Raw genomic sequence first — 26,024 nt, forward strand, 5'->3', positions numbered from 1 at the left:
GAAACCGGGCCGGCTGCGAACAGCCGACCCGGTCCCGAATCGTCGATCAGTAGCGGTAGTGATCCGGCTTGAACGGACCCTCCGTGGAGACACCCAGGTACGCGGCCTGCTCCTTGGTCAGCGTGCTCAGCTTGGCGCCGAGCGCGCCCAGGTGCAGCCGGGCCACCTTCTCGTCCAGGTGCTTGGGCAGCACGTAGACGCCGATCGGGTATTCCTCGGTCTTGGTGAACAGCTCGATCTGGGCGATCGTCTGGTTCGCGAACGAGTTCGACATCACGAAGCTCGGGTGGCCGGTGGCGTTGCCCAGGTTCAGCAGGCGGCCCTCGGAGAGCACGATGATCGCGTGCCCGTCGGCGAAGCGCCACAGGTCGACCTGCGGCTTGATGTTGACCCGCTCGACGTCGGAACGCTTGGCCAGGCCGGCCATGTCGATCTCGTTGTCGAAGTGGCCGATGTTGCCGACGATGGCCTGGTGCTTCATCCGGGCCATGTGCTCGTTGGTGATGACGTCGAAGCAGCCGGTCGCCGTGATGAAGATGTCCGCCTGCTCGACAACGTCATCCAGGGTGGCGACCTGGTAGCCGTCCATCGCGGCCTGCAACGCGCAGATCGGGTCGACCTCGGTCACCACGACCCGGGCACCCTGGCCGCGCAGCGACTCGGCACACCCCTTGCCCACGTCGCCGTAGCCCATCACCACGGCCATCTTGCCGCCGATCAGCACGTCGGTGGCCCGGTTGAGGCCGTCGATCAGCGAGTGCCGGCAGCCGTACTTGTTGTCGAACTTGCTCTTGGTCACCGAGTCGTTGACATTGATGGCCGGGAAGAGCAGGGTGCCCGCGCGGTGCATCTCGTAGAGCCGGTGCACGCCGGTGGTGGTCTCCTCCGTCACGCCCTTGATGCCGGCGGAGATCCGGGTCCAGCGCTGGTTGTCCTCGCCGAGCGAGCGGTGCAGCACCTCGAGGATGACGCCGTACTCCTCGGAGTCGGCGGACTCGACCGGCGGAACCGCCCCGGCCTTCTCGAACTCCGCACCCTTGTGCACGAGCAGGGTGGCGTCGCCGCCGTCGTCGAGGATCATGTTCGGGCCCTGACCGTCCGGCCAGGCGAGCACCTGCTCGGTGCACCACCAGTATTCCGGGAGGGTCTCGCCCTTCCACGCGTACACCGGTACGCCGGCCGGGGCCTCTGGGGTGCCCTCCGGGCCGACGACGATCGCCGCGGCGGCGTGGTCCTGGGTGGAGAAGATGTTGCAGGACGCCCAGCGCACCTGTGCGCCGAGCGCGACCAGCGTCTCGATCAGGACGGCGGTCTGGATGGTCATGTGCAGCGAGCCGGTGATCCGCGCGCCGGCGAGGGGCTGCGCCTCGGCGAACTCCCGGCGAATCGCCATCAGGCCGGGCATCTCGTGCTCGGCGAGCTGAATCTCCTTACGCCCGAACTCGGCGAGCGACAGATCCGCCACCTTGAAGTCGCCTTCGGCGAGCGTGCTCGGCCGGGCCTCGGACGGCGTACCGCTGGCGGACGCCGGGAGGGTGCTGGTCATGAAAGCTCCTGTCGAACGATGTCTGCGCCGACCTTCCACCTTACGCGCGCCAGCGACGGGCATCCGGGGACGGGCTGCGGACAGCGCACGGGGCGGTCGGTGATGGACGGATAACCGCCCACGTCCCGCCCGCCCCGTGCATCCCCCCGGTTTGGTTCCCCCGCACGTTCTCGGACCGTCGTCGCGATAACGCTGCGTACTCATAGAGTCACACTCAGGCAGGGCAGCGTCAAGCTATTCCGGGAAAGTCGGACTTGTGTCGTTGCCGGACGAGCCTGTCAGCGCAACCCAGAGGTCGCCACGTACGCCTCACCGGCACCGCTGACCCGTAACGGCTCGCCGGCCGCCGTGCCGATCGCCGCCTCGCCGGACGCGAGCGTCACCGCGCCGGCGCCATCGTCCACGGTGATCGAACCGCCACCGCAGAGGACCACCCGGGGACCGGGCAGCGTCAGCGTGACCGAGGGCACCTCCGCACCGACGCGTACCCGGTGCAGCGCGAAGTCGTCCACCGGCACGGGCCAGCAATCCACACCCGGGCCCACCGGCTGGGCAGCCCGCACCGGATCGTCGAGCACCTCGAAACGCAGCACCCGCAGCAACTCGTCGACGTCCACCCGCTTCGGGGTCAGACCACCGCGCAGCACGTTGTCGCTGGCCGCCATGATCTCCACCCCGCAGCCGCTCAGGTAGGCGTGCAGGTTGCCGGCCGGCATCCAGATTCCCTCGCCCGCGACCAGTCGTAGGTGGTGCAGCAGCAGTGCCACCAGTGCGCCCGGATCGGCCGGGTATGCCTTGGCCAGCCGGCGGACCAGGTCCGCGTCCGGGCCGTCGGCCGACGACGCCAGCACGGCGCCCAACAACTCGTCGCGCTGCTCGACCGGCCAGCCGAGCAGCGTCCGTACCGCCGTCTTCAGCCCCGCCGGCCCGGCCCGCAACGCCTCGACCACCGGCGCCAACTGCGGTACGCCGAACGCGGCGAGCGCCTCCGCCGACTCCGCCGGGTCCCGGAAACCGCACAGCGCCTCGAACGGCGTGAGCGCGACCAGCAACTCCGGTTTGTGGTGCGGGTCGGAGTAGTTGCGCTCCCCCTCGGGGCGCCCGGCCTGCGCCGCGAAGCCAGCCCGGGCCTGCTCGGCGTCCGGATGAGCCTGGAGGCTCAGCGGAGCGTCAGCCGCGAGGACCTTGAGCAGGAACGGCAGGCGACTGCCGAACCGCTCGGACACCCGCTGGCCGAGCCACTGCCCCGGCTCGTCCCGCACCAGGTCACAGAGGCTCACCCGGAGGCCGGAACGGACCACGCTGGCCGGGGCGCCCGGGTGGGCGCCCAACCACAGCTCCGCCTCCGGACCCTCGCTGGGCACCGACCTCCCCTGAAGGAGAGCGATGGCCGAACGAGACCCCCAGGCGTAGTCGCGGATCGGTCCGTACAGTGGCTCCACCAGTCAGCCCCCGGACCGCTCGGCCTCTGGCTGCGGCACGGCGGTGTCAGCGGCGGTGCCGGTGCCGGCTTCGGCGGCGGCGACGCTGTAGATGTCCGGCTCCAGGTAGATCACCCGGGCGGTCGGCACCGCGGCGCGAATCCGCGCCTCCACGGCGTTGATGCCCCGGGCCAGGTCCTGGGCGCTCTCGCACGCCGGCACGCCGATCTTGGCGGCCACCATCAGCTCTTCCGGGCCCAGGTAGAGCGTCTTCATGTGGATGATCCGCTCCACCTCGGGGCCTTCGGTGACGGCTCGCTCGATGGCGGCGACGTCGGACGCCTCGGCACCCTCGCCGAGCAGCAGACTCTTCGTCTCGATTGCCAGCACGATGGCGATGAGCACCAGCAGCACGCCGATCATCGCGGTGCCGGCGGCGTCCCACTCACCGTTGCCGGTGATCAGCGTCATGGTCACACCGAACAGCGCGAACACCAGACCGACCAGGGCGCCAAAGTCCTCCAGCAGCACCACCGGCAGCTCGGGCGCCTTGGCCCGGCGGATGAAGCGCACCCAGGACTGGTTGCCCCGGACGTGGTTGGACTCCTTGATGGCGGTCCGGAAGGAGAACGACTCCATGATGATCGCCGCCACCAGCACGACGATCGGCACCCATTGCCACTCGGTGATCCCGTGCGGATCCGACCACTTGTGGTACGCCTCGTACAAGGCGAACAGGCCACCGATGCTGAACAGCACGATGGACACGATGAACGCGTAGATGTAGCGCTCCCGGCCGTACCCGAACGGGTGCTCCGGGGTGGCCGCCCGCTTGGCCCGCTTGCCGCCGAGCAGCAGAAGTGCCTGGTTGCCGGAGTCGGCGACCGAGTGGACCGACTCGGCCAACATCGACGACGAGCTGGTCAGCAGGAACGCGACGAACTTGGTGATGGCGATGCCGACGTTTGCCAGCAGGGCGGCGACAATCGCCTTCGTCCCACCGTTGGCGCTCATGCCACCGCTCCGCTTCGCCGTACGAAGCCAAACGGTCCGCGCATGATGCGCCGCCCATTGCGTTCGTTCACTGGTTCGACAGCTCCTTCATTTCGGTGATGGCCGGCACGGCCATCGGGTCCAGCCCATGGGCCAGGGCAAGGTAGATCGAGGCAAAGTCCGGGACCGCGATCAGCGAGGCCAGCCGCTCCAACGCGGAGCCACCCTCGGCGGTCACCACGTCGCACCGCACGCCACGGCGCTCGGCGAGGGTCTGCACCGCGTCCGCGCGGCGCTCCTCGACGGCGAAGGGCTCGTCGGTGTCGTCCTCGGCGTTGAGCCCGCCGTCGCGCAACAGCACCAACCGCAGTCGGGTGCCCTCGCCGTCGTCCTCGGCCGGGTCGGCGAAGATGTCCCGCTCCCCCTCGGCCAGACCGCCGAAGACGCCGTCGAGCAGCCCGACCCGACCCCGACCGGCCTCACCGAGCGCCCCGGTGACCACCGGGTAGCGGGCGTTGGCCGACAGAGTGTCGCCGAACCGGCGGGCGGCCACGGTGGCCAGTGGGGACGAGCCCCAGACGATCGGGATCGAGCCGGCCAGGGCCAGGGCCAGCGACTTCGCCGGGTTGACGAAGGACTCGGCGGCGGACCGGCAGCGGTCGGCATCCGCGTCGAGCCGGGCCGCGGTCTCCGCCAGGTCCGCCTCGTTGACCTTCACGAGCCCGAGGGAACGGGCCGCGAGCAGCACCGGCACGGTGAGCGCCCAGAGGCTGGCCCGGGCCGGAGCACGCCGGGGCACCGGAATGAACGGCGCCCGGGCCTGCTCGGCGATCGACTGCAACTGCGAGTCGGGGGCACCCACGGCGACCAGCCGGGCACCGCGCCGGTGCGCCGCCTCGGCCGCGCCGAGCGCCTCCGGGCTACGACCGGACGCGCTCACCGCGATCACCACGTCGGCCGCGCCCACCCAACCGGGTACGCCGGCGCTGCGGTGCCCGATGATCGGGACCGGGCAGCGCGGTCCGGCGACCGTGGCCAGCACGTCTCCGGTACGCCCCGCCGTGCCGATGCCGGCGATGACCACGGCTCGGGGCCGCCCGTCGTCGGCGAGCACCGCCAGGTTCGCCTCGGCAGCCAGTGCGGCGCTCTCGCGGACCTGCGCACCGGCCGACGCCGTGTGCCGGAGCATGCCGCCCGGGTCGTGCTCGGCCAGCGCCTCCGGGTTGTCGAGCAGGGCTTCATCGGCATCGCGACGTCCGCTGACCCCGGCCGTACCGTCGATCACGACGGCTGCCCGGGGCCGCCGCGCGCCTCGTCCAGCAACAGCACCGGCACGTCGTCGCGGACCTCGAAGATGCGACCGCACTCCGTGCAGGTCAACGTCTGCGCATCAGCGTCGTAGGTGAGCGGGGCGTGGTGCGTGTCCGGACAGGCGAGAATCTCGAGCAACTGCGGATCCAGGGCCATGGCACGGCTCCTTCCACGTGTGCGGCTTCACCGGCGGCGGTGCCGACCGGCGCAGGCGATCTTATCGGCGAACGCGGTCCAGCACGTCGTCCCGGAGCGAGACCATCCGATCCCGGGTGGGCGCCTCGACGTTGAGCCGCAGCAGCGGCTCGGTGTTGGAGGCGCGCAGGTTGAACCACGCGCCGTCGGGGAATCGCAGGGTGAGCCCGTCCATCTCGTCGGCCACCGCGTCCGGGTACGCGGCCCGCACCTCGGCCACCGCCGCCGCCTGGTCGGCCACCGTCGAGTTGATCTCGCCCGAGGCGACGTAACGCTCGAACTCGCCGGCCATCACGGACAGTGGCAGCGACTGCTCACCCAACGCGGCCAGCGTGTGCATCGCCGCGAGCATTCCGGTGTCGGCGAACCAGAAGTCACGGAAGTAGTAGTGCGCGGAGTGTTCGCCGCCGAAGACGGCATTGGTGCGGGCCATCTCCGCCTTGATGAAGGAGTGCCCGACCCGGGCGACGAGCGGCTGCCCCCCGTGCTCACGGATGATCTCCGCGACCGCGCTGGAGGTGATCAGACCGTGGATCACGGTGGAGCCCGGGTGCTTGGCCAGCTCACGTGCGGCGACGAGGGCGGTGATCGCCGACGGCGAGACCGGCTCGCCGCGCTCGTCCACCACGAAGCACCGGTCGGCGTCACCGTCGAAGGCCAGCCCGATGTCGGCACCGTGCTCGACCACCGCGCGCTGGAGGTCGACCAGGTTGGCCGGGTCCAGGGGGTTGGCCTCGTGGTTGGGGAAGCTGCCGTCCAGCTCGAAGTAGAGCGGCACGATCTCCAGCGGCAGCGGCGACAGGGCGGCGTCGCCCAGCACTGTGGGGACGGTGAAACCGCCCATCCCGTTACCGGCGTCGACGACGACCTTCAGCGGCCGGATGCCCGAGAGGTCGACCAGCTTGCGCAGGTAGGCGGCATAGTCGGGGAGCATGTCACGTCGCTCGACCGGCTGGGTCGGCTCACCGGCCGGACGGGCCTCGCCCGAGTCCAGGAGGGCCTGGGCCCGATCCCGGATCTCCGTCAGGCCGCTCTCCTGGCCGATCGGCCGGGCACCGGAGCGGCACATCTTGATGCCGTTGTACTGCGCGGGGTTGTGACTGGCGGTGAACATCGCACCGGGCAGGTCGAGCGAGCCGGAGGCGAAGTAGAGCAGGTCGGTGGAGGCGAGCCCGATCTCGATCACCGAGCGCCCCTCGGCCCGTACGCCGGCGGCGAACGCGGCGGCCAGCCCGGGTGAGGTGGCCCGCATGTCGTACCCGACGACAACCGCGTCGCCCGGCTCGTCGGTGGAGTTCAGCAGCTGGGTGAATGCGGCTCCCAGTGCCTCGGCGGCCCGCTCGTCCCACTGGTCCGGCACCGTCCCTCGGACGTCGTACGCCTTCACAATCTGGGACAGATCAGACACGTGTTCCGCTCCTTGGCCGCAAGTTGGACACCGATCCTGAGCCTAACGGAGGGTTCGTGTCTCGCCCCGCTCAGCCCGGGAGCCGGGGAATGAAAGCGGTGTGGCCGCCCTCATCCGTCGGCGGGTCCCCGGGCAGCGGTCGAGTTCCGGGTGTCCCCGGCATCGGCTGCGTCGGCTCCGGGACCGCACCGGCACCGCCGGGACGGGCACCGTAGACCCCACCGGTGGCGGGGCGCGGGGACGGCACGGCACCCCAGCCGGCGGCCGGTGGCTGCTGGCCGTACACCTGGCCGGGGCGACCGGGCGCGGCCGGCGACCCACCGCCGGCGCGGTAGGTGGTGCCACCGGGGTTGCCCGGCAGCATCTCGGGCGACTGGTCGGACGGCTTGCGGTCCTGCCGCGAACGACGCACCAGCAGCACGATGAGCAGCAGACCGACCGCCACCATCACGATGCCGAAGAACATCACCATCGAACCTCCTCCGGACGACTCCGCGGCAGTCGCCGTGGTGTTCGGGGCACTCGACACAACACCCGGGGCGGCCGGGTTCACCGCCTCGTCGACGGCGACGACCTCGGACGGGCTCGGGGTGGGCGTCGGCTTCTTCGACGGCGTCGGCGACGGGGTGACCCGCGCGCCGGCCACCTTCGCCGTGTCGCTGCCCCGACCCAACTCCTGACCGATGGCGCTGACACCCGCGCCGCTGACGACGAGTCGACCACCCGGGACACCCGCAGCGAACGCCACCCGGTACCGCACGGTGATGCCCTTGCCCTTGCACAGGGTCGGCTTCGTCGGCGACGTCGGCACGGTGGCCACCGTGCCGCCGCCACCCGAGACGCCCACCGGCAACCAGCGCCCGCCCGCGTTGACCTCGACCTTCACCTGGCTTGGCTCAAGACCCTCAAGACGCAGACCCAGTGCGGTACGCAGCAGAACGCACCCATTGGTGCGCTTGCGCACCGCGACGTTCACCCCCTGCGGGGAACCGCCGGCGGCGAAGCTGCTGGCCGCACCCACCCGGACCGAGTCCTCGTCGGCCAGCGCCGGTGACGCACCGAGCATCACCAGGCCGCCCACCAGACCGCAGACCGCCGCGAGCTGTGCCGCGCGTCGACGCACCGTCATGATCACCTCGCCGTTCTCCCCGGGTGGGGTTCGCGGGTCAGGCTACTACCGGCCCACCTACCCCATCGGTCATAGAGCGGCCCGGATGTGTGCGGCGTTACGGTTTACGGCCCGGCCCGCCGACCTGCGAAGAAGGTCGGCACGGGTCCGACCGGAGCGCGTTCCGACCGGCCCGCCGGGCGCGATCAGTCGGCGCGCGGTGGGGTCGGGTCGGCGTGCGCGGTGGGGTCGGGTCGGCGCTCGGCGGGGTCGGGTCGGCGCGCTCGGCGGGGTCGGGTCGGTGGGATCGGGTCGGCGCGCTCGGTGCGGTCAGTCGGTCTGTTCGGCGCCGGCGAGGGCGTCGCGGCTGAGTCGGTCGGCGGTGCGGGTGGTCTCCGGCAGCCGGTAGCGCGGGGCCAGCGCGAGCACCTGCGCTGTCGCGTTCTCCAGGCTCATCCGATGCCCGACGCTGACGAAGACCGGCTTCACCCCGTCCTGGGTGCGCAACACCCGGCCGACGACGTCACCGCCGTCGCGCAGCGGCGACCACGCACCCCGCTCGGCGGCCGGCGGATCCCACGTCCCGACCAGCGGCGTCTTCCCCACCCCGATCGCCGGCAACCCGGTGACCACGCCAAGGTGGCAGGCCAGCCCGAACCGTCGCGGATGGGCCAGACCGTGCCCGTCGCAGACCAGCAGGTCGGGCAGGACGCTCAGGCGGTCCAACGCGGTGAGCAGCGCGGGCAACTCACGAAAGGCGAACAACCCCGGCACGTAGTCGAACGCGGGCTCTCCCACGCTGACCGCGGAATCCACCACCTCCAACGTCGCGGCGTCCAGCACCGTCACGGCCGCCGCCAGGAGGTCACCACCCTGGCCGTACGCGACGTCCAGGCCGGCCACCGTCGCGGGCGCGCTGGGGCCCGGCCCGACCAGGTCGACCAATGGCCGCAACTCCTCCTGTACGGCCACCGCCTCCGCCACACTGCCCGGCACCACCACACGGCTCAGCGCCGCTAGCCCCAGCGCCGCCGCCCGCCCCGACGCCGCCGCTCGCCCCGACGCCGCCGCTCGCCCCGGCGCCGCGTCCGGGCGTGATCCACTCGAATTCATGAAAACCGGGCTATCCGAAGGACCTGGATGCCCCGATTTCACCAAACCGGAGTCGATCACCCTCGGCGCGAGCCATCAGCGGGAGCCCCGGTGGCGTCGTCAGTCGAGATGCTGCCCTGACCCGCGTCCGTGGAGCTGACATCTTGCCCCGCCGCCCCGCCGACGGGGTCGCCGCCGGTCCGACGTCTGGTCGCACCGAAGGCGACCGCGAAGGCAACCCCGAGGGCGACACCGAAGGCCACCCCGCCCTTCGAACCGAAAACGGGAATGCCGACAGCCAGACCGATCATGATGCCGACCGGCCATGCCCAGAGACTGGACTTGATGCTCTCCGTACCGGGTCTTGCCATGCGTCGATGTTATTCGGCTCTGCCACTTTCCCGCCCGCGCCGCCTGCCTTCCGCGACAGCGGCGACCTACGTTCGGTCAGGCAAGGCCCAACCGGTCGCGGGCCTGCTCGATCCACCGGCCGACCCCATGGGCGCCACTGCCGGCCGCCAGCCCAGCGGCCTCGTCGAGCAGCTCACGGGCGGCGTCCCGATCGCCGTCGCCCGCCGCCAGGTCCGCCAGACCGATCAGGTTCGCCGCCACCCCCGCGGTGAAGGACAACTTCCGGCGTAGCCGGGTCGACTCCGTCAGCAACTGCCGCGCCGCGTCGACGCGACCGGCGGCCTGCTCGGCGAAGCAGAGGTGCCGCAGCACGTACGACAGAGTCAGCTCGTCCCCCGCCGCGGTAGCCAACTCCCGAGCCCGGGCGAAGGCAGGGGCAGCGGTCACCTGGTCCTGCCGGATCACCTGGTGGACCGCGCCCACCCAGAAGAGAGACTCGCCCTCACCACGGGCGTCGCCCAGCTCGCGGTAGATGGCGGCTGCCCGTCCGAAGAGCGGCAGCTCCGCAGGGTCCTCCGAACCGGTGTCGATGAAGCGGGCGTGCAGGATCCGGCCACGGGTCAGAGCCACATCAGCGTCCAGCGCCGCGAGATCCCGCTCGGCCTCGTCCAGCGGCTTCGCGTCGCCACCGAACACCGCCCGTTCGTAACGTTCCTGCGCCCGCACCAACCGAGCGTCCAGTCCTACGGTCGTCACCGACCCGCCCTTCCATCGATCCGCTCGCGAAGCAACGCCTACTTTGCCCTCGCTATATCAGGGTCCGCGCCCGGATCACCGGCAGCGCGGAGCTGCTCCTCGAACATCACGAACGTCCGCTGTCGGATCCCGTGAATGAGGGCTCGCTCCTTCGACGTCAGGTGGCGATCTTCGGCCTTCGCCACATCTCTGACCGCCTGTATCGTCTCGTAGAGAGCGAATATCGGGCCGTTGCCCTCCAGATAGTGAGCCCGAAAGCGCTCCACCTCCTGCACGAACTCCTCAGGGGTACGCCGAAAAATATCGCCACCGACGGCGAAGACAATCTCGCTGAAGATGTCGTTCTTCTCGTGCCAGCCGCCGGTGTCGATGGAAACCCTCCACACCCTGGCACCACCGTCGGGAGTCGTCACGATCTTCACCGGTGACTGGTAATAGAGGTAGTAGGACGGGAGCACCAAGCCCGGCATCTGGACCATCACGTGTTCCCTTCATAGGTCGATTGCAACGCCTGCCAGAACAGCTCTTGCTCCCGTCGGAGGATTCCATCTGCGATGGCTCCCTCGCGGGGTGTCAACGCACGACCCTCGGCTCGGGCCAAGGCCTGCACATCACGGCGAACCTCATACAGCGCATGCTCCCAGACTGCCACCGCGTCGAGCGCCGCCAGGTGCAGACGGAACTCGGCCATGTGCCCGTTCCCCATCCGCAGTACGAGTTGCACGTCCCTGTAGCCGCTGTCCTGCGGGGACATGAACCGGTCCTGGCAACTCACGATCACGACGTCCGGATGGTCACGTACGCGTTCAAGCGCCGCGTAGAGGTCATCGAGGTTACGGAACTCGACTTTCGCACCCGCCAGATCGAGCAACTTGGACGCGTCGCCCTGATATTTGTCCACCTTGTCCTCGGCACGGCGACGGTCCTTGGGCTGAGAACGCCAGCCCGGCTCGCCGACACGTCGATCACCGGCCTGGGCCAGGGACATCGCCAACTGATTCAGCTCGGTCTGGGCGACCGCTGCCGCCGCGTAGAGGCTGTCCAGGTAGTGCTGCCGATATGAAGGGTCAGCCTGACGGCGCTTGTCGAATCCCGGTTGGTTCGCCGAATCATCCGGCAGTCGAATACTCGCGCTGATCCGCCGCTGGTCGTCGGTGAGCGGCGTCGGCTGGGGCTGGTCCGCGACCCTGTCGGTCGCCGCCTCCGACGACACAGCCTCCGACCGGGCGACGTCTTCGAGCACCTCGGCGAGGACGTCGATGGCCTGCTGATGACCAGCCAGGTGATAGAGAGTCAACGGGCGTGCGGTCAGCGAGTTCGCGAGTTCGGGTGCCGACAGGATCAGGCGCGCCAGGTCTGGATGCCGCACCAACTCCCGGGTCAGACGGTCGGCCAGTTCGGGCTCGTTGGCGGGCGGCTCCCTCCGTGCGTGATCGAGCATGTCGCGGACCCGGCCGTCGCCGAACAGCCGCGCCACATCCCGCGCCGACGACTCGTCCAGGTCGGGTACCAGACGACGGAGCGCAGGCGGGTCGATCGCCGCCGCGAAGTCGGCGGGACTCACTCCGGCCGCGAAGATCTCGTCCAGGGTGTCTGCCATCGAGACGACAGAGGTCGGACCGCTCGTCGAGGGGTGGTCCCGAACAGCGCCGGACGAGGTGCCGACGGGCTCAACGTCACCCACATCTGCCGAGCCCGGGCCGTCCAGCAGCAGGTACATCCGGTTGATGTACGGGTCACCGTGGCCGCCGTTGTCGTCGGTCGACGGATGGTCCGGCAGGTCGGGCCGCTCGCTGAACCGGCCCCGGGGCAGCCCGCCGAGCGGCATCGGTCGCCCGTCCCCGCTCAGCACCAGCGCGTCGATGCCCACCACGTCGGGATACAGGGGACGGTCCTGGACCACCCCGTTCTGCGGGTCGACGTAGAGCACGGTGCCGTTCTGGTTGAGCGCCACCCAGGCGTGGGAACCGCCGTGCGGCCACTCGGTGACCACGAACGCGTAGCTGCCGTGGCCTCCCAGCAGCAGTTGGTCGCGCAGGTTGCGGTAGCCCCGGTCGGCGGCCTGCCGTGCCTGCTCGGCGTACGGACGCTGGCCGGACGGCGGGGCGAGGAGTTGCTGGAAGCGCCCGCCGGTGACGTCCTCCACCCGGCCCGGGCCGCCTGCCTCGCCGCGGATCGGGCGCCGGATGTCCCCGTCCAGGTAGCCGTCGAAGGTACGCGGCGCCGACACTCGTGGCCGCCCGTGCACCCAGGTCTCGAACAACGACAGCGTGCAGTCCAGGCAGTTGATGCCTCGGGTGGCGTCGGCTGCGGGACCTCCGTCGTTCAGCAGTCGGAACCAGCCGCCCCGTCGGGGGTCGGCGGTGCGGGTGATCCTGCCGTCCCACTCGCGGGGCATCTGCCGTTCGACGTCGACCTGGTGCAGGGCGAGCGGTGGGCGCAGCCCTCCGGGCCGCCCATATGGCCGGGAATCGTCGATCGGCGGGGGCACGTCGTCGCCGGTGAGCCGGGACGGCCCGGCAGTTTCCACCGCGCCGAGCGCGAGCGCGCCGACGTCCCTGTTCGCGTGCTCGAAGGTGCCGGCGCCGAGATCCACGACCGGCGGCGCCGTGGTGCCGGCCAGCACCGCATCCGCGAGGTCACGCCATTGGGCGTACGCGCGTGTCTCGTCGTTCGCGGCCCGCTGCCAGCCGTCTGCCCACTGTCGGTGACCTGCTTGGTGCAACTGCCGGGCGTAGGTGGCGTACTCGACCGCCCGGCGATCGTGCTCCGCGGCCCGGGCGCGCAGTCGGGTGGCCTCCGCCTGCCGGCGGTTGTTCTCGAAGCCGATCCGTTGCGACTCGTAGTGGCCCTGGTAGCGCCGCCGCTCGGCGGCTTCCGCCTCGGCGGCCCACTGCGCCGCGTACCAGTCGTCGGGGTCGATCGCTGGCACGACCGGATCGCCGAACACCACCTCGACGGGAATCGACGCCCTGCCCCGGGCGGGATGGTCGGGTGGGCGCGCCTCCCGTGTCGGGGCGCGCGATGGCACGGCGGATCGGCCCACCACCGTCGGTATGACCGACGGACGGTTGGTCGTGCTTGGGGCACCGAAGGTGACCGGCGTTGTCGGGCCGACGGTGGTCGTCGGTGGGGACGCGCCGGTCGACGGAGACCACGTGACCGGGCCAGCGGTTGGGGTGTGCGGCGAACTGCCGGGCGTGACACCAGTGGCCGGTCCGCTGCTCGGCTCGAAGGTCCCGGCCGCAGGTGCGGCCATCGGCGAGAGCCGCGAATCGGTGCCCACCGACGAGAGCGTCGGATCAGCAGCCACCGACGAGAGCGTCGGGTCGGCCGCGACCGGATGTGCCGCGCCCGCCACCTTCGACAGGGGCCCATCCGTCGACGGCGTCGGCTCGGACGGGCGCAGCGAGCGGTCGGCGGCGTCCACCTCGGACACCACGCCTACCGAGGATGGTGACGACACGTGCAGCTCGGCGGCAACCGCGGGCAGGCCGGAGGCGGCGACGGGCGGCAGTTCAGTCACCCGCGACGGGTGAACGGCCGGTTCCGTCGGCATCTCGGCGCGTAGCGGCGTCAGCTGGTCAGGTGACGTGGCGGCGACTGCCGTCGCCTGCACCGGCACCACCGGCGACGAGATCTCCCCCGAAGGCACAGCACCCGACGCAGAAGGCACACCGCCAGAAGACGCCGCACCCCCGGAAGGCGCCCCACCTGAAGACGAGGCCGCGCCCGAAGAAGACGCCCCATCCACAGACGAGGCCGCGCCCAGAGAAGCAGCCCCGCCCGAGGAGGACGCCGCCCCCGAGAGAGCCGAATCCCCCGACACCCCCACGGACGGAAGCGACGGGCTGGCGAATGACGCCCCCGCGAGGGCGTTGGCCTGCGCGTCGAGCCGTGCCCGTAACGCGTGGTCGGTCTGACCTGTCGCGGAGCCGGTGGCCCCGGACGCGGCAGCGCGTGCCACGTCCTCCACCGAGGTGAGGCCCTGGCCGGTGGCCAGGCTGGCAGCGCTGTCGGCGAGCACCTCGCCGGTCATCTCCCGCCCCAGGTGCTCCCCGACCCGGGCCGCCCGCCCGGTGGCGTGCCGGCCCAGGCCGGCGAGCGGAGCAACGGCCCCGCCGGCGAGCCCGCCGACCGCCGATGCGCCGAGGTCGGTCATGTCCAGGCCGTGCGCCCGCCCGGTGGAGTTCTGGTACGCCTGGGTGGCCAGGGTGACGCCGCTCTCCTCGGCGGCCTCCTCCAACCCTCCACGGGTGGCCCGCTTGGCGAGCCCTCGCACGCCACCCCGGGTGACCTCCTTGGCGGCCCGTTCGCCGGCCTCCTTGAGCCCGTGTCTGAGGGACTTGCTGGCCAGTTGACCCATCAGCCGCTTGAAGATCTGCTGGATCAGCAGCCGGGTCGCGGTCATCGCCGCGCCGGCGGCGGGGGTTGCGGCACCGGCGGTCAGCACCGCCGCGACCGCCACCGAGAGCAACTCGATGACCAGGATGCCCAGCTCGATCCAGACTTCCAGCTTGGCGCCCTCGATGTCGCAGCCGCACTCCTCGACCAGCCGGCCCAGGTCGGCGGTGACCGCCAGCAGCACGGGGAGCGGGGCGTCGGCACCCTCGGCGATCCCCCGCCAGGCCGCCACGAACGCCGCGTCGACGGCCCCGACCCCGCCATACCCGTTGTGCACCTCGGCAGCGGCCGTGGCGGCGTCGGTGTGCGGGCCGGCGAGCACTGTGGCGACCTCGTACCACTGGTCGGCGACGTCCCAGACGGCCCGCTCGTTGCCCTCCGGCCACTGCACCCCGACCACCCAGTCGAGGGCCTCGTAGATCCAGCCCGGAACGTCCCAGGGTGCGTGGTCGAGGGGGTGCGGGATCGGGCTCGGCAGCACGCTCATCGGGATCGTCGGCCGTCAGCGCTGGTCGGTGACCCGACCGAACCGGGCGGCGCTGGCCCCGTCGGTCTGCACGCTCGCGTCGACCGCGCGGACCACGTCGCCGCCCAACTCGGTGAGCTGATGCCCGACGCCCGCCCAGGCCCGCAGCACGGTCTGCTCGATCGCGCGGTAGTTGCGCTCGAACGCGGCGCCGATGTCGTCGCGGCCCCAGGGCCGGGCACCGCTGGCGGCCTCGATCGCACCGCCTTCCGCTGCTCGACGGGCCGTGACCGCCTCGCCGGCGAGCGCCAGGTCGGCACCGCCCCGACGCGCGCGGGACGGATCGAGCCAGAGCTGCCCGTCGGTCATGTCGTCCCCTCACGCCTGCCCAGCACGGCGTCGGCCCGGCCGAGCAGGGCCGCGTAGTCGCCGGTGCGCAGGAAGTCCATCGAGCCGGAGTTGGCCGGCACGGTCTCGGCGACGAGGTCGCGGGTGACGTCGGCGGCGGCGGTCGCGGCGGTCCGGATCGTTTCGGTGATTTTTCGGCCGAGCGCCCCGGCGTCCCGCTCGCGGTAGACGGCCGGAGTCAGCTCGACCTCGATGACCTCGCCCCGGGCACCCACGGTGGCGGTGACCTGCCCGTCGGCCGACCGGCGGGTCACCCGCAGCTCGGCTAGCCTCGTCTGCAGGGTGTCCAAACCGGACCTGAGCTGCTGATATTGCCCGTACACGTCGTCGAACCGGGCCCGTAGCTCGCGGTTGGCGTGCCGGTCCACATGTTCGCTCACCGCCGCCCCTCCCGTCACCGTCGGTAGAGCAGCACCATACCGGCTGCCATCGATCCGTGTAGTCCGGTAGTTTCAGTGCGTGATCGACCGTCAACAGGCCGAGCAGCTCGCGGCCACCTGGGCGCGCCGCGACTCGCAGCGCCTCGGGCACGAGTGCACAGCGATGGTCGACGAGTTCGACCTCGGCTTCGTCATCACGTCTGTGGTGCCCACCGAGGTGCGTACGGTCCCGGGGGACCTGCCGACGACGGTCATCGACAAGCAGACCGGCAAGGTCACCACCTGGCCGCGGGTGCCGAGCGACGTGGTGGCGGATCTGTACCGACGCAGCCGTCCCACCGGGCCGGCCTCTCCCCGCACCGTCGACCCGTCGAGTCTGCTGGTCCGGGAGATCCACCGGGCAGCCACCCCGAACACCGCCGCCCATCTGGCGCTCGACGGGCGGATCTGGACCGCCCAGGGCACCAGGGCCGACGTCCCGCTCAACCATCACCCGCTGGTCCGCGACTACCTGGACCGGCTACCCCCTGGCGACCTGGTCCGGGGCGGGGAGTCGCACGCCGAGCTGATCGTGGTCTCCGACGTCCTGCACGAGTACGACCACCGCCGGGCCGCCGAGGGCATCGCGCCGATGGGTCGGGCCGAGGCGGCGGCGCTGCTGGAGGGCGCCCGGTTCGAGATCTTCCGGATCCGGGAGCCGGGTGATCCGGCTGGTGGTCCCGCCGAGCTGCCCTGCGACTCGTGCATCACCTTCCTGGTGCGCGCCAACGTCCTGCCGGAGTCGGCTCGGGCGTACACCGAACCCTGGCGTGCGCCGGCGGCAGCCGACCCCGATCCTGGGCGCTTCCCGGCGGAGGTCGCCAACGCGCTGGTCGCGGCCGGGTGGCGACCGCACATCGGGGACCAGATCATGGCCGCCGCGGCCGTGCGGGACGTCACCGCCGTGTCGGGGCTGACCCATCAGCACACGGTCTTTCCCGCGGCCGTGGAGGCGCTGACCGCGTTTCCCAGCCTGGTCGGCGCGCGGCGCGGGCGGGGCGAGCAGGTGTGGATCTCCCGTTTCGACATCCGCCCGCACACCATCGCCCACACCGCCGACACCCTCGCGGACTTCGGCGCTGTCCTCGGCGTACGCCTCTTTCCGATCGGCACCGAGCAGCAGGACAGCATCCTCGCGGTGGACGAGCGTGGCCGGGTCTTCGCGCTCGATCAGGCCGGCGAGTGGTTCCTCGGCGACTCCATCGACAGCGCGCTGACGACTCTGCTGCTGGGCCGCGCACCGGCCCGGGTCCGCGACGACGGCACCTGGCAGGCCGACTGAGGCTGGCGCGTCAGCGGACCACCTCGACCGTGTTGCGGCGGATGAGGTTCTTGCCCGGCTCACGGATCTGCGCCATCGCCGCGTCGTTGAGCAGCACACAACTGCCCGACGGGCCGGTCACCGTCACCGTCGTCACCCGGTTGTTGTCCAGGTTGGTCACGCGCAGCCGGGTGCCCACCGGGAACTGTCCACTGGTCGCCGCTGGCGCCCCGACCTCGGCGAAGAAGGTGATCGGCCCCGAGCAGACCGAGCTGGGTGCCGGGCCGGGCGCGCCGGGAGACGCGACGCCGGGACGGACCGTGCCGGCGGGTGGCTGCCCGACGGGCGCCGCTCCGTCCAGCCGCTCCACCACGTTGCGGCGGATCACGTTCTTGCCCGGCTCCCGGACCAGCTCCATGGCGGCGGCGTTGAGCAGCACACAGCTACCCGACGGGCCGGTCACCGTCACCGTGGCAGCCCGGTTGTTGTCCAGGTTGGTCACCCGCAACCGGGTACCCACCGGGAAACGGTCGCTGGTGGCCGCCGGCGCACCGCCCTCCGCCGAGAACGTGACCGAGCCGGAGCAGACGGACGACCGTGCCGGGGTGGTGCCGGCGAACCCGAAGCTGGTCCCCACCGCCACACCTGCCGCGGCGACGACCGCCACGGTCGCCGCCAGCACGTGCCTGCGCTGCACCCTCATCGCCGTCACTCCCGTCCTCGGTGGTGTCCTTCACTCACCTGGTACGGACGGGAGCGCCCTACCGTTCAGCCGGGACGGGTATCGATCGTGCGGCGGCCAGGTCCACCGGCCCGTACCGGGTGCGCGGCGCACCGGTGACCAGCGCCCAGTAACGATCCCCGTACGACCAGTGCCACCACTCGGTCGGGTAGTTCACCATCCCCACGCCGCCGAGAGCGTCCACCAGGATCCGCCGGTGTCGGCGGGCGGTGCGACCGATCGTGGGCGCGTCGGTGAAGCAGGCGTCGGCACTGTCCTCCGGGGTCGCGTCGATGGCCGTGCCCAGGTCCAGCTCCACCCCGTCGTCGGTGCACAGGGTCACGTCGACCGCCCCGCCGGTGCTGTGCGGGGCCACGTCGACCGGCGAGACGAACTTGGTGGTCTCCCGGTGCAGTCGCTGCGGGGACCAGTCCGGGTGCCGTCGGCGCAGCTCGTCCCGGTAGCCGGTGAAGATGGCCAACTGCGTCTGGTACGGGCGGTAACCCTCGACGACCAGCAGGCGCATGCCGGCGGGCAGGTCACGCTGCGCGGCCACCAGGCGGTCCACGACTCCCGCGCGCAGCCTGGCGTACGCCCCGGCGGGGTCGGCCGCGCGGCCGTCGAGGCGCAGCTCCGGCATCGCACGCAGGTCCACCAGCGGGTCGCCGTCGTCGGAGCTGGGCACGGCCGCCACCCGTGGATCGGAGAGCAGGATCATCGGGCGTTCCCCACCGGGGTCGCCGGCCGTTCCGCGTGCCGGACACGGGCCAGCTCGACGAGGCGGTCCACCACCTCCCGGTAGGCGACGCCGACGGCCGCCCACACCTTCGGGTACATCGAGTGCGCGGTGAAGCCGGGCATGGTGTTCAGCTCGTTGACGTACACCTCACCGGTCGTCTCGTCGTAGAAGAAGTCCACCCGGGCCAGGCCCCAACCGCCGATCGCGGCGAACGCGCGCAGCGACAGCTCCCGAACCCGCGCGGTCACCTCGTCCGGCAGCGAGGCGGGGACGATCATCGGATCGCTGTCGCCGAAGTACTTCTGCTGGTAGTCGAACCATCCGCCGGCGACGCGTACCTCGCCCACCGCCGACGCCTCGGGGCGCCAGCCACCGAGGACCGCGCACTCCAGCTCCCTGCCGGTGACCCCCTGCTCGACCATGACGAGCTGGTCGTGGCGCAGCGCCTCCTCCACCGCGGCGGCCAGGTCGTCACCCTCGCCGACGCGGGAGATGCCGATCGACGAACCCATGCTGGCCGGCTTCACGAAGAGCGGCCGGCGCAGCCCGAGGACCAGCTTCTCCGGGTCGTCGGCCGCACGGTAGGTGTGCGCGTCGAACGCGACGTACGGGGTGACCGGAACGCCCTCGGCGCGCAGCGCCCGCTTCATCGCCACCTTGTTCATGCCGACCGCCGAGGCGAGGATGCCGCACCCCACGTACGGCACGTTCAGCGCCTCCAACAGCCCCTGCACCACACCGTCCTCACCGAACGGGCCGTGCAGCACCGGGAAGACAACGTCCAGCTCGGCGTGCACCGCGCCGGGGGCGTTGCCGGCGCACACCTGCACGACGCCGGGACGCGGACCGGCCCGCAGCTCGACCGACGGCCCGGACACCACCAGGCGGTCGTCGATGGCCCGCGCACCGGCCGGCCGGTCGCGCAGCTCGGCCAGCAGCGCGTCGGGCAGCAGCCGAAACCCGCCGCTGCGGGTGACACCGATGGCGACAGTGCGGTAGCCGCCGCCGGCGAGCGCCCGGGCCACGCCGAGCGCGGACGCGCAGGACACCTCGTGCTCCGCCGACGGTCCACCGAACAGGATTCCGATCCGAACAGGCGCGCTCACGCCGCCATCCCCTCGACAGTCGTCACCGTGGCGGACCGCTGGGTGGACAACCGGGCCACCACTGATGCCTCCACGTTCCCGCCGGTCAGCACCACGCCGACCGTCCGCCGCCGACCGGGACCCACGCGCTCGTCACCGGCCATCCGGAGCGCGCCGGCCAGGCCGGCCGCACCGGACGGCTCGGCGAGCACCTTGAGCTCCATCAGGATCAGCCGGAACGCCGCCACGATCTCGTCGTCGTCGACCCGGACGACCCCGCGCAGCACGTCGCGCACGATGGCGAACGGCAGCTCACCCACACAGGACGGCCGCAGCCCGTCCGCGATCGTGGGCGCCGGCGCGACCGGGACGCGAACACCTGCCGCCAGGCTGCGGGCGAGCGAGTCACAACCGACCGGCTCCACGCCGTACACCTCGATGCCCCTGCCGGCGGCGGCCAGGCACGCGCCGGCCACCCCGCCACCACCACCGACCGGTACGACCAGCGCGTCCAGCGGTGTGCCCGCGCGCTCGGCCTCCTCGATCAGCTCCAGGCTGGCCGTGCCCTGCCCGGCGATGACGTCCGGGTGGTCGTACGCGTCGACGACCGGGTGACCGCTCTCGTCGCTGAGCCCGTCGACCACCGCGACCCGCTCCGCGACGTCGGTGCCGGCGAGCACCACCCGCGCCCCCGCCGCGCGGGCCCGGTCGACCTTCGTCGACGCCGCGTCGACCGGCAGCACCACGGTGGCCGTGAGCCCGTGCTCCCGGGCCGCCAACGCCACCGCTATCGCGTGGTTACCGGTGCTCTGCGCGATCACCCCGGTGTGGCCGGAGGCGGCGAGTCGGCCGACCGCCCGCAGCGCACCCCGCATCTTGTACGAGCCGCCGTTCTGGAGGTTCTCGGCCTTGAGCAGGATTCGAGCCCCGGCCAGACCGTCGATCACCGGGGACCGCAGCACGGGTGTGCGGACCACCCGGCCGGCCAGCCAGCGGGCGGCCTCCTCGACATCGGCCCGAACCTGGCCAACGGTGTGTGACATCGTCTTTCTCCTTCCGGGCACACCACAGGCGGGATCCAGCCGTACGCGGGACCCCGGGAGGTGGGTGGAGCGCTAGGTCACATTGGGTAGTTGGACGTCGACCCGCAGACCGCCGTGTTCGGCGGGCCGGGCCGCGATGATGCCGTCGTGCGCCTGGGTGATCGAGCGGGCGATGGCCAGCCCCAGGCCGGCGCCTCCGCCCTGCGAGGTGCGGTCCCGGGCGAGCCGTCGGAACGGCTCGAAGAGACCGGCCACCGCCTCGGCCGGCACCGGCTGACCGGTGTTGACCACGGTCAGCGCGGGCGCGCCGCTCACCGCGACGGTCAGCGAGCCGCCGCGCCGGTTGTACTTGATCCCGTTCTCCACCAGGTTGGTGACCAGGCGTTCCAGCAGCACCCGTTCGCCGACGACGACCCGGGGCGCGAGATGGGTGTCGATGGTGACGCCGGCCTCCCGGGCGCGGTCCTGGTACCCGGCGAGCACCGCCTCGACGATCGTGTCCAGCCGCTGCGGGATCCGCGAGCGCAGGCCCTGGTCGCTCTCGCTGAGTGCGAGCAGTCCCTCGATCAGCCGCTCGTTGCGCTCGTTGGTCTCCAGCAGCTGGCTGGTCAACAGCTCCAACTGCTCACTGGTGAGCGCCTGGGCCATGCCGACCTCGATCAGCGTCCGCTGCACCGCCAGCGGCGTACGCAGCTCGTGCGAGGCGTTCGCGGCGAACCGTCGCTGCCCCTCGTATCCGGCGGAGACACGTTCCATCATCTCGTCGATCGCGCGGGAGAGCTGGGCCAGCTCGTCCCCGCCGCGGGGCCGGATCCGGTGACCGAGGTTCTGCGGGCCGAGGTGCCCGATCGGTCCGACGAGGTCACGGACCGGGCGCAGGCACCAGGCCGCACCGAACCAGAGCGCCACCAGGGCGGTCACGGTGACGAGCAGCACGGACAGCAGGGGCAGCACGAACGCCCCCGGGCGTACGTCGGCGCAGGTCGAGATCAGACCGGGCACCGGCAGGTCGCAGAGCTGCTGCCCCCAGGTCCAGGTCACCCCCGACACCCACCTGCCCATCGTCGGCAGCAGCGGCCCGGCCAGCAGTGCCAGCAGGCCCACGAGCAGCACCCGACGTCGGGGCGTCCAGGTCACGCCGTCCCACCGATGCGGTAGCCGGCCTTCGGCACGGTGTGGATGACCGCCGGGTCGCCGAGCTTCCTGCGCAACGTCATCACGGTGACCCGTACGGCGTTGGTGAACGGGTCGGCGAACTCGTCCCAGGCCTGTTCCAACAACTCCTCGGCGCTGACCACCTGCCCGTCCGCGCGCAGCAGCACGTGCAGCACCGCGAACTCCTTCGGGCTCAGCGCGAGCGGGCGGCCGTCCCGGGTGGCCACGTGTCGGCCCACGTCCAGCACCAGGCCGTCCTGGGCGAGCACCGGTGGCAGTGCCGGCGCGGACCGTCGACCGAGGGCCTGCACCCGGGCGACCAGCTCGGCGAAGGCGAACGGCTTGGTCAGGTAGTCGTCGGCACCGAGACCGAGACCCTCCACCCGGTCCCGGATGCCGGCCGCGGCGGTGAGCAGCAGCACTCGGGTGCCGACCTGTGAGTCGGTGATGCTGCGGCAGACCTCGTCACCGGTGTGTCCCGGCATGTCGCGGTCGAGCACCGCGACGTCGTACCGGTTGACTCCGATCCGCTCCAGCGCGCCGTCACCGTCGTAGCAGACGTCGACGGCCATCGAGAGGCGGCGCAGCCCTTGGGCCACCGTGTCCGCCAACAACCGCTCGTCGTCCGCCACCAGCACCCGCACGTGTCTGCTCCCCCGAGTTCCGCTTGCCCGGCATACCGTCGCAGGCCCGGGTTAAGGGTTCTGTAAGGACCCGCGAAAGCAATCCTCCACGGCAGCGACCAGCGGACAAACCATTGCAACCCTCGCCGTGCCGGCTTCGTCCCGGGCCGCGCCGTCTGCGCCCAGGGGTCCGGCGGCCACGGCGGTTGGCGATCGAGGGTGAGCTGCGTCACGATGGGGGCCGAGGAGGTCGCCCTGATGGCTGACCCGTGGCTCGCCCTGGAGTTCGGCGTCGATCCGGCGGAACGGATCGCGCAGGTCGGTGCCGCCCACGAAGCCTTCCTCACCGCCGGCGCCGCGCCACACCGGGTGCGGGACGTGGTGCGCCGCTCCTGGGAACGCTCGGCACGACTCGACCCCGAGGCCACCCCACCTGTCGACCTGGCCGACGACGTCCTGGCCGCGTACCGGGCCGTCCACCCGTTGGCCCGGGTGCTGCCGCTGTTCCGGGACCTGCTCGGCGGCATCGCCCAGGACGGCGCGCACCTGATGGCGGTCTGCGACGCGGACGGGCGACTACTCTGGGTCGAGGGGCATCCGGGCGTGCTCCGGCACGCCGAACGGATGAACTTCGTGCCCGGCGCCCGCTGGGACGAGACGCACGCCGGCACCAACGCGCCCGGCACCGCGCTGGCCGTCGACCACAGCGTGCAGATCTTCGCCACCGAGCACTTCAGCCGCCCGGTGCAACGCTGGACGTGCGCGGCCGCGCCGATCCACGACCCCGCCACCGGCCGACTGCTCGGCGCGATCGACATCACCGGCGGGGACCACCTGGCCAATCCGCACAGCCTGGCCCTCGTCCGTGCCACGGCCCGAGCCGCCGAGGCGCAGCTCGCCGTCGGCCAACCGGTGGAGCCCGCCGTCACCACGGTGACCGCGCTCGGTCGCGACGAGGCGGAACTGCGGGTCGACGGCCGGCGGATCCGACTCGGTCGCCGACACAGCGAGTTGCTGGTGCTGCTGCTGCACCACCCGGAGGGACGCACCGGCGTTCAGCTCGGCCTCGACCTGTACGGCGACGACCGACTGCACCCGGTCACCCTGCGCGCCGAGCTGTCCCGGTTGCGCCGGGTGCTCGGCCCCGAGCTGCTCGACTCCCGCCCCTACCGGCTGCGCGGCACCGTCCGCGCCGACTTCACCACCCTCGCCCACCGGCTGGACCAGGGCGATGCGGCGGGCGCGCTCGACGCGTACCCCGGGCCGTTGCTGCCCGGCTCGGACGCGCCGGGAGTGACGCGACTGCGCCGGCTGATCGACGGTCACCTCCGCGCGGCCGTGCTGGCCACCGCGGACCCGGCGCTGCTCGCGGCCTGGACCGCGACGCCCGCCGGCGCCGACGACCTGGTCGTGTGGCAGGCCCTGGCGCGGACGTTGCCGGTGGGCGCGCCGCGTCGGCCCCTCGCCCTCGCGCGCATCGACCAGCTCGCCAGGGAGTACGCGTTGGAGCGCGCAACGTTCCTGCAACGTCCGCGAAACTAGCCTTCCCGCCGTCATCCCCCATCGACGGCGGAGGTCACCATGACGCGCTACGACGCGCCCACCCACTGGCAGTCCCGTTACGACCACTACATCGGCGGCGAGTACGTCAAGCCGCACGGCGGCGCCTACTTCGAGAACCCCACCCCGGTCACCGGGCAGACCTTCACCGAGGTCGCCCGCGGCACCGCCCCCGACGTGGAGAGGGCCCTGGACGCCGCGCACGGCGCCGCCGACGCGTGGGGGCGCACCTCGGTGGGCGAACGGGCGTTGATCCTCAACCGGATCGCCGACCGCATGCAGGAGAACCTGGAGTCGCTGGCCATCGCCGAGAGCTGGGAGAACGGCAAACCGGTCCGGGAGACCCTCGCCGCCGACATCCCGCTCGCCATCGACCACTTCCGCTACTTCGCCGGGGCGATCCGGGCCCAGGAGGGTTCACTCGGCGAGATCGACGACGACACCGTGGCTTACCACTTCCACGAGCCGCTCGGCGTGGTCGGGCAGATCATCCCGTGGAACTTCCCGATCCTGATGGCGACGTGGAAGCTGGCGCCCGCGCTGGCCGCCGGCAACGCCGTGGTGCTCAAGCCGGCCGAGCAGACCCCGGCGTCCATCCACTACTGGCTGTCGCTGGTGGCGGACCTGCTGCCGCCGGGCGTGCTCAACATCGTCAACGGTTTCGGCGTGGAGGCCGGTAAGCCGCTGGCCTCCTCGGCCAGGGTCGCGAAGGTGGCCTTCACCGGTGAGACCACCACCGGGCGGCTGATCATGCAGTACGCCAGTGAGAACATCAAACCGGTCACCCTGGAGCTGGGCGGCAAGAGCCCGAACATCTTCTTCGACGACGTCAGCGCCGCATCGGACGACTTCCTGGACAAGGCCCTGGAAGGCTTCACCATGTTCGCGCTCAACCAGGGTGAGGTCTGCACCTGCCCGTCCCGGGCGCTCATCCAGCACGGCCATTACAGCGACTTCCTCGCCGCGGCGGTTTCTCGCACCGAGCAGATCGTGCAGGGGCATCCCCTGGACACCGACACGATGATCGGGGCGCAGGCCTCCAACGACCAGCTCGAAAAGATCCTGTCCTACCTGGACATCGGCCGGCAGGAGGGTGCTCGCGTGTTGACCGGCGGCTCCCGTGCAGACCTGGGCGGAGACCTGTCGGGCGGGTACTACGTTGAGCCGACCATCTTCGAGGGCGACAACTCGATGCGGATCTTCCAGGAGGAGATCTTCGGCCCGGTGGTCTCGGTGACCTCCTTCGCCGACCTCGACGACGCCGTGAAGATCGCCAACGACACCCTGTACGGGTTGGGTGCCGGCGTCTGGACGCGGGACATGAACACGGCGTACCGGGCCGGGCGGGCCATCCAGGCCGGCCGGGTGTGGACGAACTGCTACCACGCGTACCCGGCGCATGCGGCGTTCGGCGGGTACAAGCAGTCCGGCATCGGCCGGGAGAACCACAAGATGATGCTGGAGCACTACCAGCAGACGAAGAACCTGCTGGTCAGTTACTCCACCAAGAAGCTCGGCTTCTTCTGATGCCGGTCGTCTCCGTCACCCCCGCCGCGGCAGAGCTGATCCGGTCGCTGCGGGGGCGACACGGCCCACTGATGTTCCACCAGTCCGGCGGCTGCTGCGACGGCAGCGCCCCGATGTGTTATCCGGCGGGCGAGTTCCGGACCGGCTCGTCCGACGTCCTGCTCGCCTCGCTGACCGTCGACGGGGTGCCGGAACCGGTCGAGTTCTGGATGTCGAAGTCCCAGTGGGAGCTGTGGAAACACACGACGCTGACCGTCGACGTGGTCCCGGGCAGAGGCAGCGGCTTCTCCCTGGAAGCACCCGACGGAGTCCGCTTCCTCATCCGCTCCCGCCTGGCCGCCTGACCCCTGACCTGAGCGCCGTTCCCGGGCGGGACGAGCTTCGGGGATAGCTCGCACTGGAGACCGTGATGCCTGTGAGGCATCAAGATGA

24 protein-coding genes are annotated in these 26,024 nt (G+C 71.6%); 4 read left to right on the forward strand and 20 right to left on the reverse strand.

What is annotated here, in order from left to right:
- Window positions 1-46 precede the first annotated feature (46 nt).
- From ahcY to KBX46_RS16930, 14 genes are all read right to left on the reverse strand, one after another.
- Window positions 47-1,546 carry an adenosylhomocysteinase gene (gene ahcY / locus KBX46_RS16865; RefSeq protein ID WP_141907969.1) on the reverse strand — a complete coding sequence of 500 codons (1,500 nt, stop codon included), beginning with the start codon at window positions 1,544-1,546 and terminating at the stop codon, window positions 47-49.
- 278 nt (window positions 1,547-1,824) lie between these two features.
- Window positions 1,825-2,988 carry a mannose-6-phosphate isomerase, class I gene (gene manA / locus KBX46_RS16870; RefSeq protein WP_088946315.1) on the reverse strand — a complete coding sequence of 388 codons (1,164 nt, stop codon included), beginning with the start codon at window positions 2,986-2,988 and terminating at the stop codon, window positions 1,825-1,827.
- A 3-nt stretch (window positions 2,989-2,991) separates the two neighbouring features.
- Window positions 2,992-3,981, reverse strand: coding sequence for a cation diffusion facilitator family transporter (locus KBX46_RS16875; RefSeq protein WP_141907967.1), 990 nt, complete (start codon window positions 3,979-3,981; stop codon window positions 2,992-2,994).
- 67 nt (window positions 3,982-4,048) lie between these two features.
- The gene (locus KBX46_RS16880; protein WP_088946313.1) at window positions 4,049-5,245 is read right to left on the reverse strand and encodes an SIS domain-containing protein; all 1,197 of its coding nucleotides are present in this window, start codon (window positions 5,243-5,245) and stop codon (window positions 4,049-4,051) included.
- The gene (locus KBX46_RS16885; protein ID WP_210793188.1) at window positions 5,242-5,427 is read right to left on the reverse strand and encodes a Trm112 family protein; all 186 of its coding nucleotides are present in this window, start codon (window positions 5,425-5,427) and stop codon (window positions 5,242-5,244) included. Before KBX46_RS16885 ends, KBX46_RS16880 begins: the two co-directional genes overlap by 4 nt.
- 61 nt (window positions 5,428-5,488) lie before the next feature.
- The gene (locus KBX46_RS16890) at window positions 5,489-6,874 is read right to left on the reverse strand and encodes a phosphomannomutase/phosphoglucomutase (protein WP_088946312.1); all 1,386 of its coding nucleotides are present in this window, start codon (window positions 6,872-6,874) and stop codon (window positions 5,489-5,491) included.
- A 70-nt stretch (window positions 6,875-6,944) separates the two neighbouring features.
- Complete coding sequence (locus KBX46_RS16895; RefSeq protein ID WP_210793189.1) at window positions 6,945-8,003, reverse strand: hypothetical protein; 1,059 nt, start codon at window positions 8,001-8,003, stop codon at window positions 6,945-6,947.
- 309 nt (window positions 8,004-8,312) lie between these two features.
- On the reverse strand, window positions 8,313-8,978 hold the full coding sequence (gene nfi / locus KBX46_RS16900) for a deoxyribonuclease V (RefSeq protein ID WP_255509104.1): 666 nt from the start codon (window positions 8,976-8,978) through the stop codon (window positions 8,313-8,315).
- A 173-nt stretch (window positions 8,979-9,151) separates the two neighbouring features.
- The gene (locus KBX46_RS16905) at window positions 9,152-9,445 is read right to left on the reverse strand and encodes a hypothetical protein (RefSeq protein ID WP_210793191.1); all 294 of its coding nucleotides are present in this window, start codon (window positions 9,443-9,445) and stop codon (window positions 9,152-9,154) included.
- Between the two features lie 76 nt (window positions 9,446-9,521).
- Window positions 9,522-10,181 carry a tetratricopeptide repeat protein gene (locus KBX46_RS16910; RefSeq protein ID WP_307871286.1) on the reverse strand — a complete coding sequence of 220 codons (660 nt, stop codon included), beginning with the start codon at window positions 10,179-10,181 and terminating at the stop codon, window positions 9,522-9,524.
- Between the two features lie 38 nt (window positions 10,182-10,219).
- Window positions 10,220-10,660, reverse strand: coding sequence for a hypothetical protein (locus KBX46_RS16915; protein WP_210793192.1), 441 nt, complete (start codon window positions 10,658-10,660; stop codon window positions 10,220-10,222).
- Window positions 10,660-15,072, reverse strand: coding sequence for a toxin glutamine deamidase domain-containing protein (locus tag KBX46_RS16920; RefSeq protein WP_210793193.1), 4,413 nt, complete (start codon window positions 15,070-15,072; stop codon window positions 10,660-10,662). Before KBX46_RS16920 ends, KBX46_RS16915 begins: the two co-directional genes overlap by 1 nt.
- Window positions 15,073-15,087: 15 nt before the next feature.
- Window positions 15,088-15,420, reverse strand: coding sequence for a hypothetical protein (locus KBX46_RS16925; RefSeq protein ID WP_099850694.1), 333 nt, complete (start codon window positions 15,418-15,420; stop codon window positions 15,088-15,090).
- Window positions 15,417-15,839 (reverse strand): YbaB/EbfC family nucleoid-associated protein, encoded by a 423-nt coding sequence (locus KBX46_RS16930; RefSeq protein ID WP_210793194.1) that lies wholly within the window; start codon window positions 15,837-15,839, stop codon window positions 15,417-15,419. The genes KBX46_RS16925 and KBX46_RS16930 overlap by 4 nt, the downstream gene beginning before the upstream one ends.
- Window positions 15,840-15,918: 79 nt before the next feature.
- Here KBX46_RS16930 and KBX46_RS16935 point away from each other — a divergent pair, with 79 nt between their 5' ends.
- Window positions 15,919-17,160, forward strand: coding sequence for an SUKH-3 domain-containing protein (locus tag KBX46_RS16935; protein WP_210793195.1), 1,242 nt, complete (start codon window positions 15,919-15,921; stop codon window positions 17,158-17,160).
- 10 nt (window positions 17,161-17,170) lie between these two features.
- Here the strand turns inward: KBX46_RS16935 and KBX46_RS16940 are convergent, their stop codons facing one another.
- From KBX46_RS16940 to KBX46_RS16965, 6 genes are all read right to left on the reverse strand, one after another.
- Window positions 17,171-17,842, reverse strand: coding sequence for a hypothetical protein (locus tag KBX46_RS16940; RefSeq protein ID WP_210793196.1), 672 nt, complete (start codon window positions 17,840-17,842; stop codon window positions 17,171-17,173).
- A gap of 58 nt (window positions 17,843-17,900) precedes the next feature.
- Window positions 17,901-18,578, reverse strand: a complete 678-nt coding sequence (locus KBX46_RS16945) for a M15 family metallopeptidase (protein ID WP_210793197.1) — start codon at window positions 18,576-18,578, stop codon at window positions 17,901-17,903.
- Window positions 18,575-19,705, reverse strand: a complete 1,131-nt coding sequence (locus KBX46_RS16950; RefSeq protein ID WP_210793198.1) for a D-alanine--D-alanine ligase family protein — start codon at window positions 19,703-19,705, stop codon at window positions 18,575-18,577. The genes KBX46_RS16945 and KBX46_RS16950 overlap by 4 nt, the downstream gene beginning before the upstream one ends.
- Window positions 19,702-20,727 carry a threonine/serine dehydratase gene (locus KBX46_RS16955; protein WP_210793199.1) on the reverse strand — a complete coding sequence of 342 codons (1,026 nt, stop codon included), beginning with the start codon at window positions 20,725-20,727 and terminating at the stop codon, window positions 19,702-19,704. The genes KBX46_RS16950 and KBX46_RS16955 overlap by 4 nt, the downstream gene beginning before the upstream one ends.
- A gap of 72 nt (window positions 20,728-20,799) precedes the next feature.
- Entirely contained in the window at window positions 20,800-21,864 is a 1,065-nt protein-coding gene (locus KBX46_RS16960; RefSeq protein ID WP_307871285.1) for a HAMP domain-containing sensor histidine kinase, read from the reverse strand.
- Window positions 21,861-22,526, reverse strand: coding sequence for a response regulator transcription factor (locus KBX46_RS16965; protein WP_088946301.1), 666 nt, complete (start codon window positions 22,524-22,526; stop codon window positions 21,861-21,863). The genes KBX46_RS16960 and KBX46_RS16965 overlap by 4 nt, the downstream gene beginning before the upstream one ends.
- A 237-nt stretch (window positions 22,527-22,763) precedes the next feature.
- On the opposite strand from KBX46_RS16965, the gene KBX46_RS16970 reads away from it, so the two are divergent.
- From KBX46_RS16970 to KBX46_RS16980, 3 genes are read left to right on the forward strand one after another with little or no spacing between them, the layout of a single operon-like run.
- Window positions 22,764-24,047 (forward strand): GAF domain-containing protein, encoded by a 1,284-nt coding sequence (locus tag KBX46_RS16970; protein ID WP_210793200.1) that lies wholly within the window; start codon window positions 22,764-22,766, stop codon window positions 24,045-24,047.
- 39 nt (window positions 24,048-24,086) lie between these two features.
- Complete coding sequence (adh, locus tag KBX46_RS16975; protein WP_141907954.1) at window positions 24,087-25,592, forward strand: aldehyde dehydrogenase; 1,506 nt, start codon at window positions 24,087-24,089, stop codon at window positions 25,590-25,592.
- A complete protein-coding gene (locus KBX46_RS16980) occupies window positions 25,592-25,936 on the forward strand; it encodes a DUF779 domain-containing protein (RefSeq protein WP_370452959.1) in 345 nt (114 codons plus the stop codon). The genes adh and KBX46_RS16980 overlap by 1 nt, the downstream gene beginning before the upstream one ends.
- The last annotated feature ends 88 nt before the right edge of the window (window positions 25,937-26,024 follow it).

The sequence above is a fragment of the Micromonospora sp. C81 genome (assembly GCF_018070425.1).
Lineage (GTDB): Bacteria > Actinomycetota > Actinomycetes > Mycobacteriales > Micromonosporaceae > Micromonospora > Micromonospora zamorensis.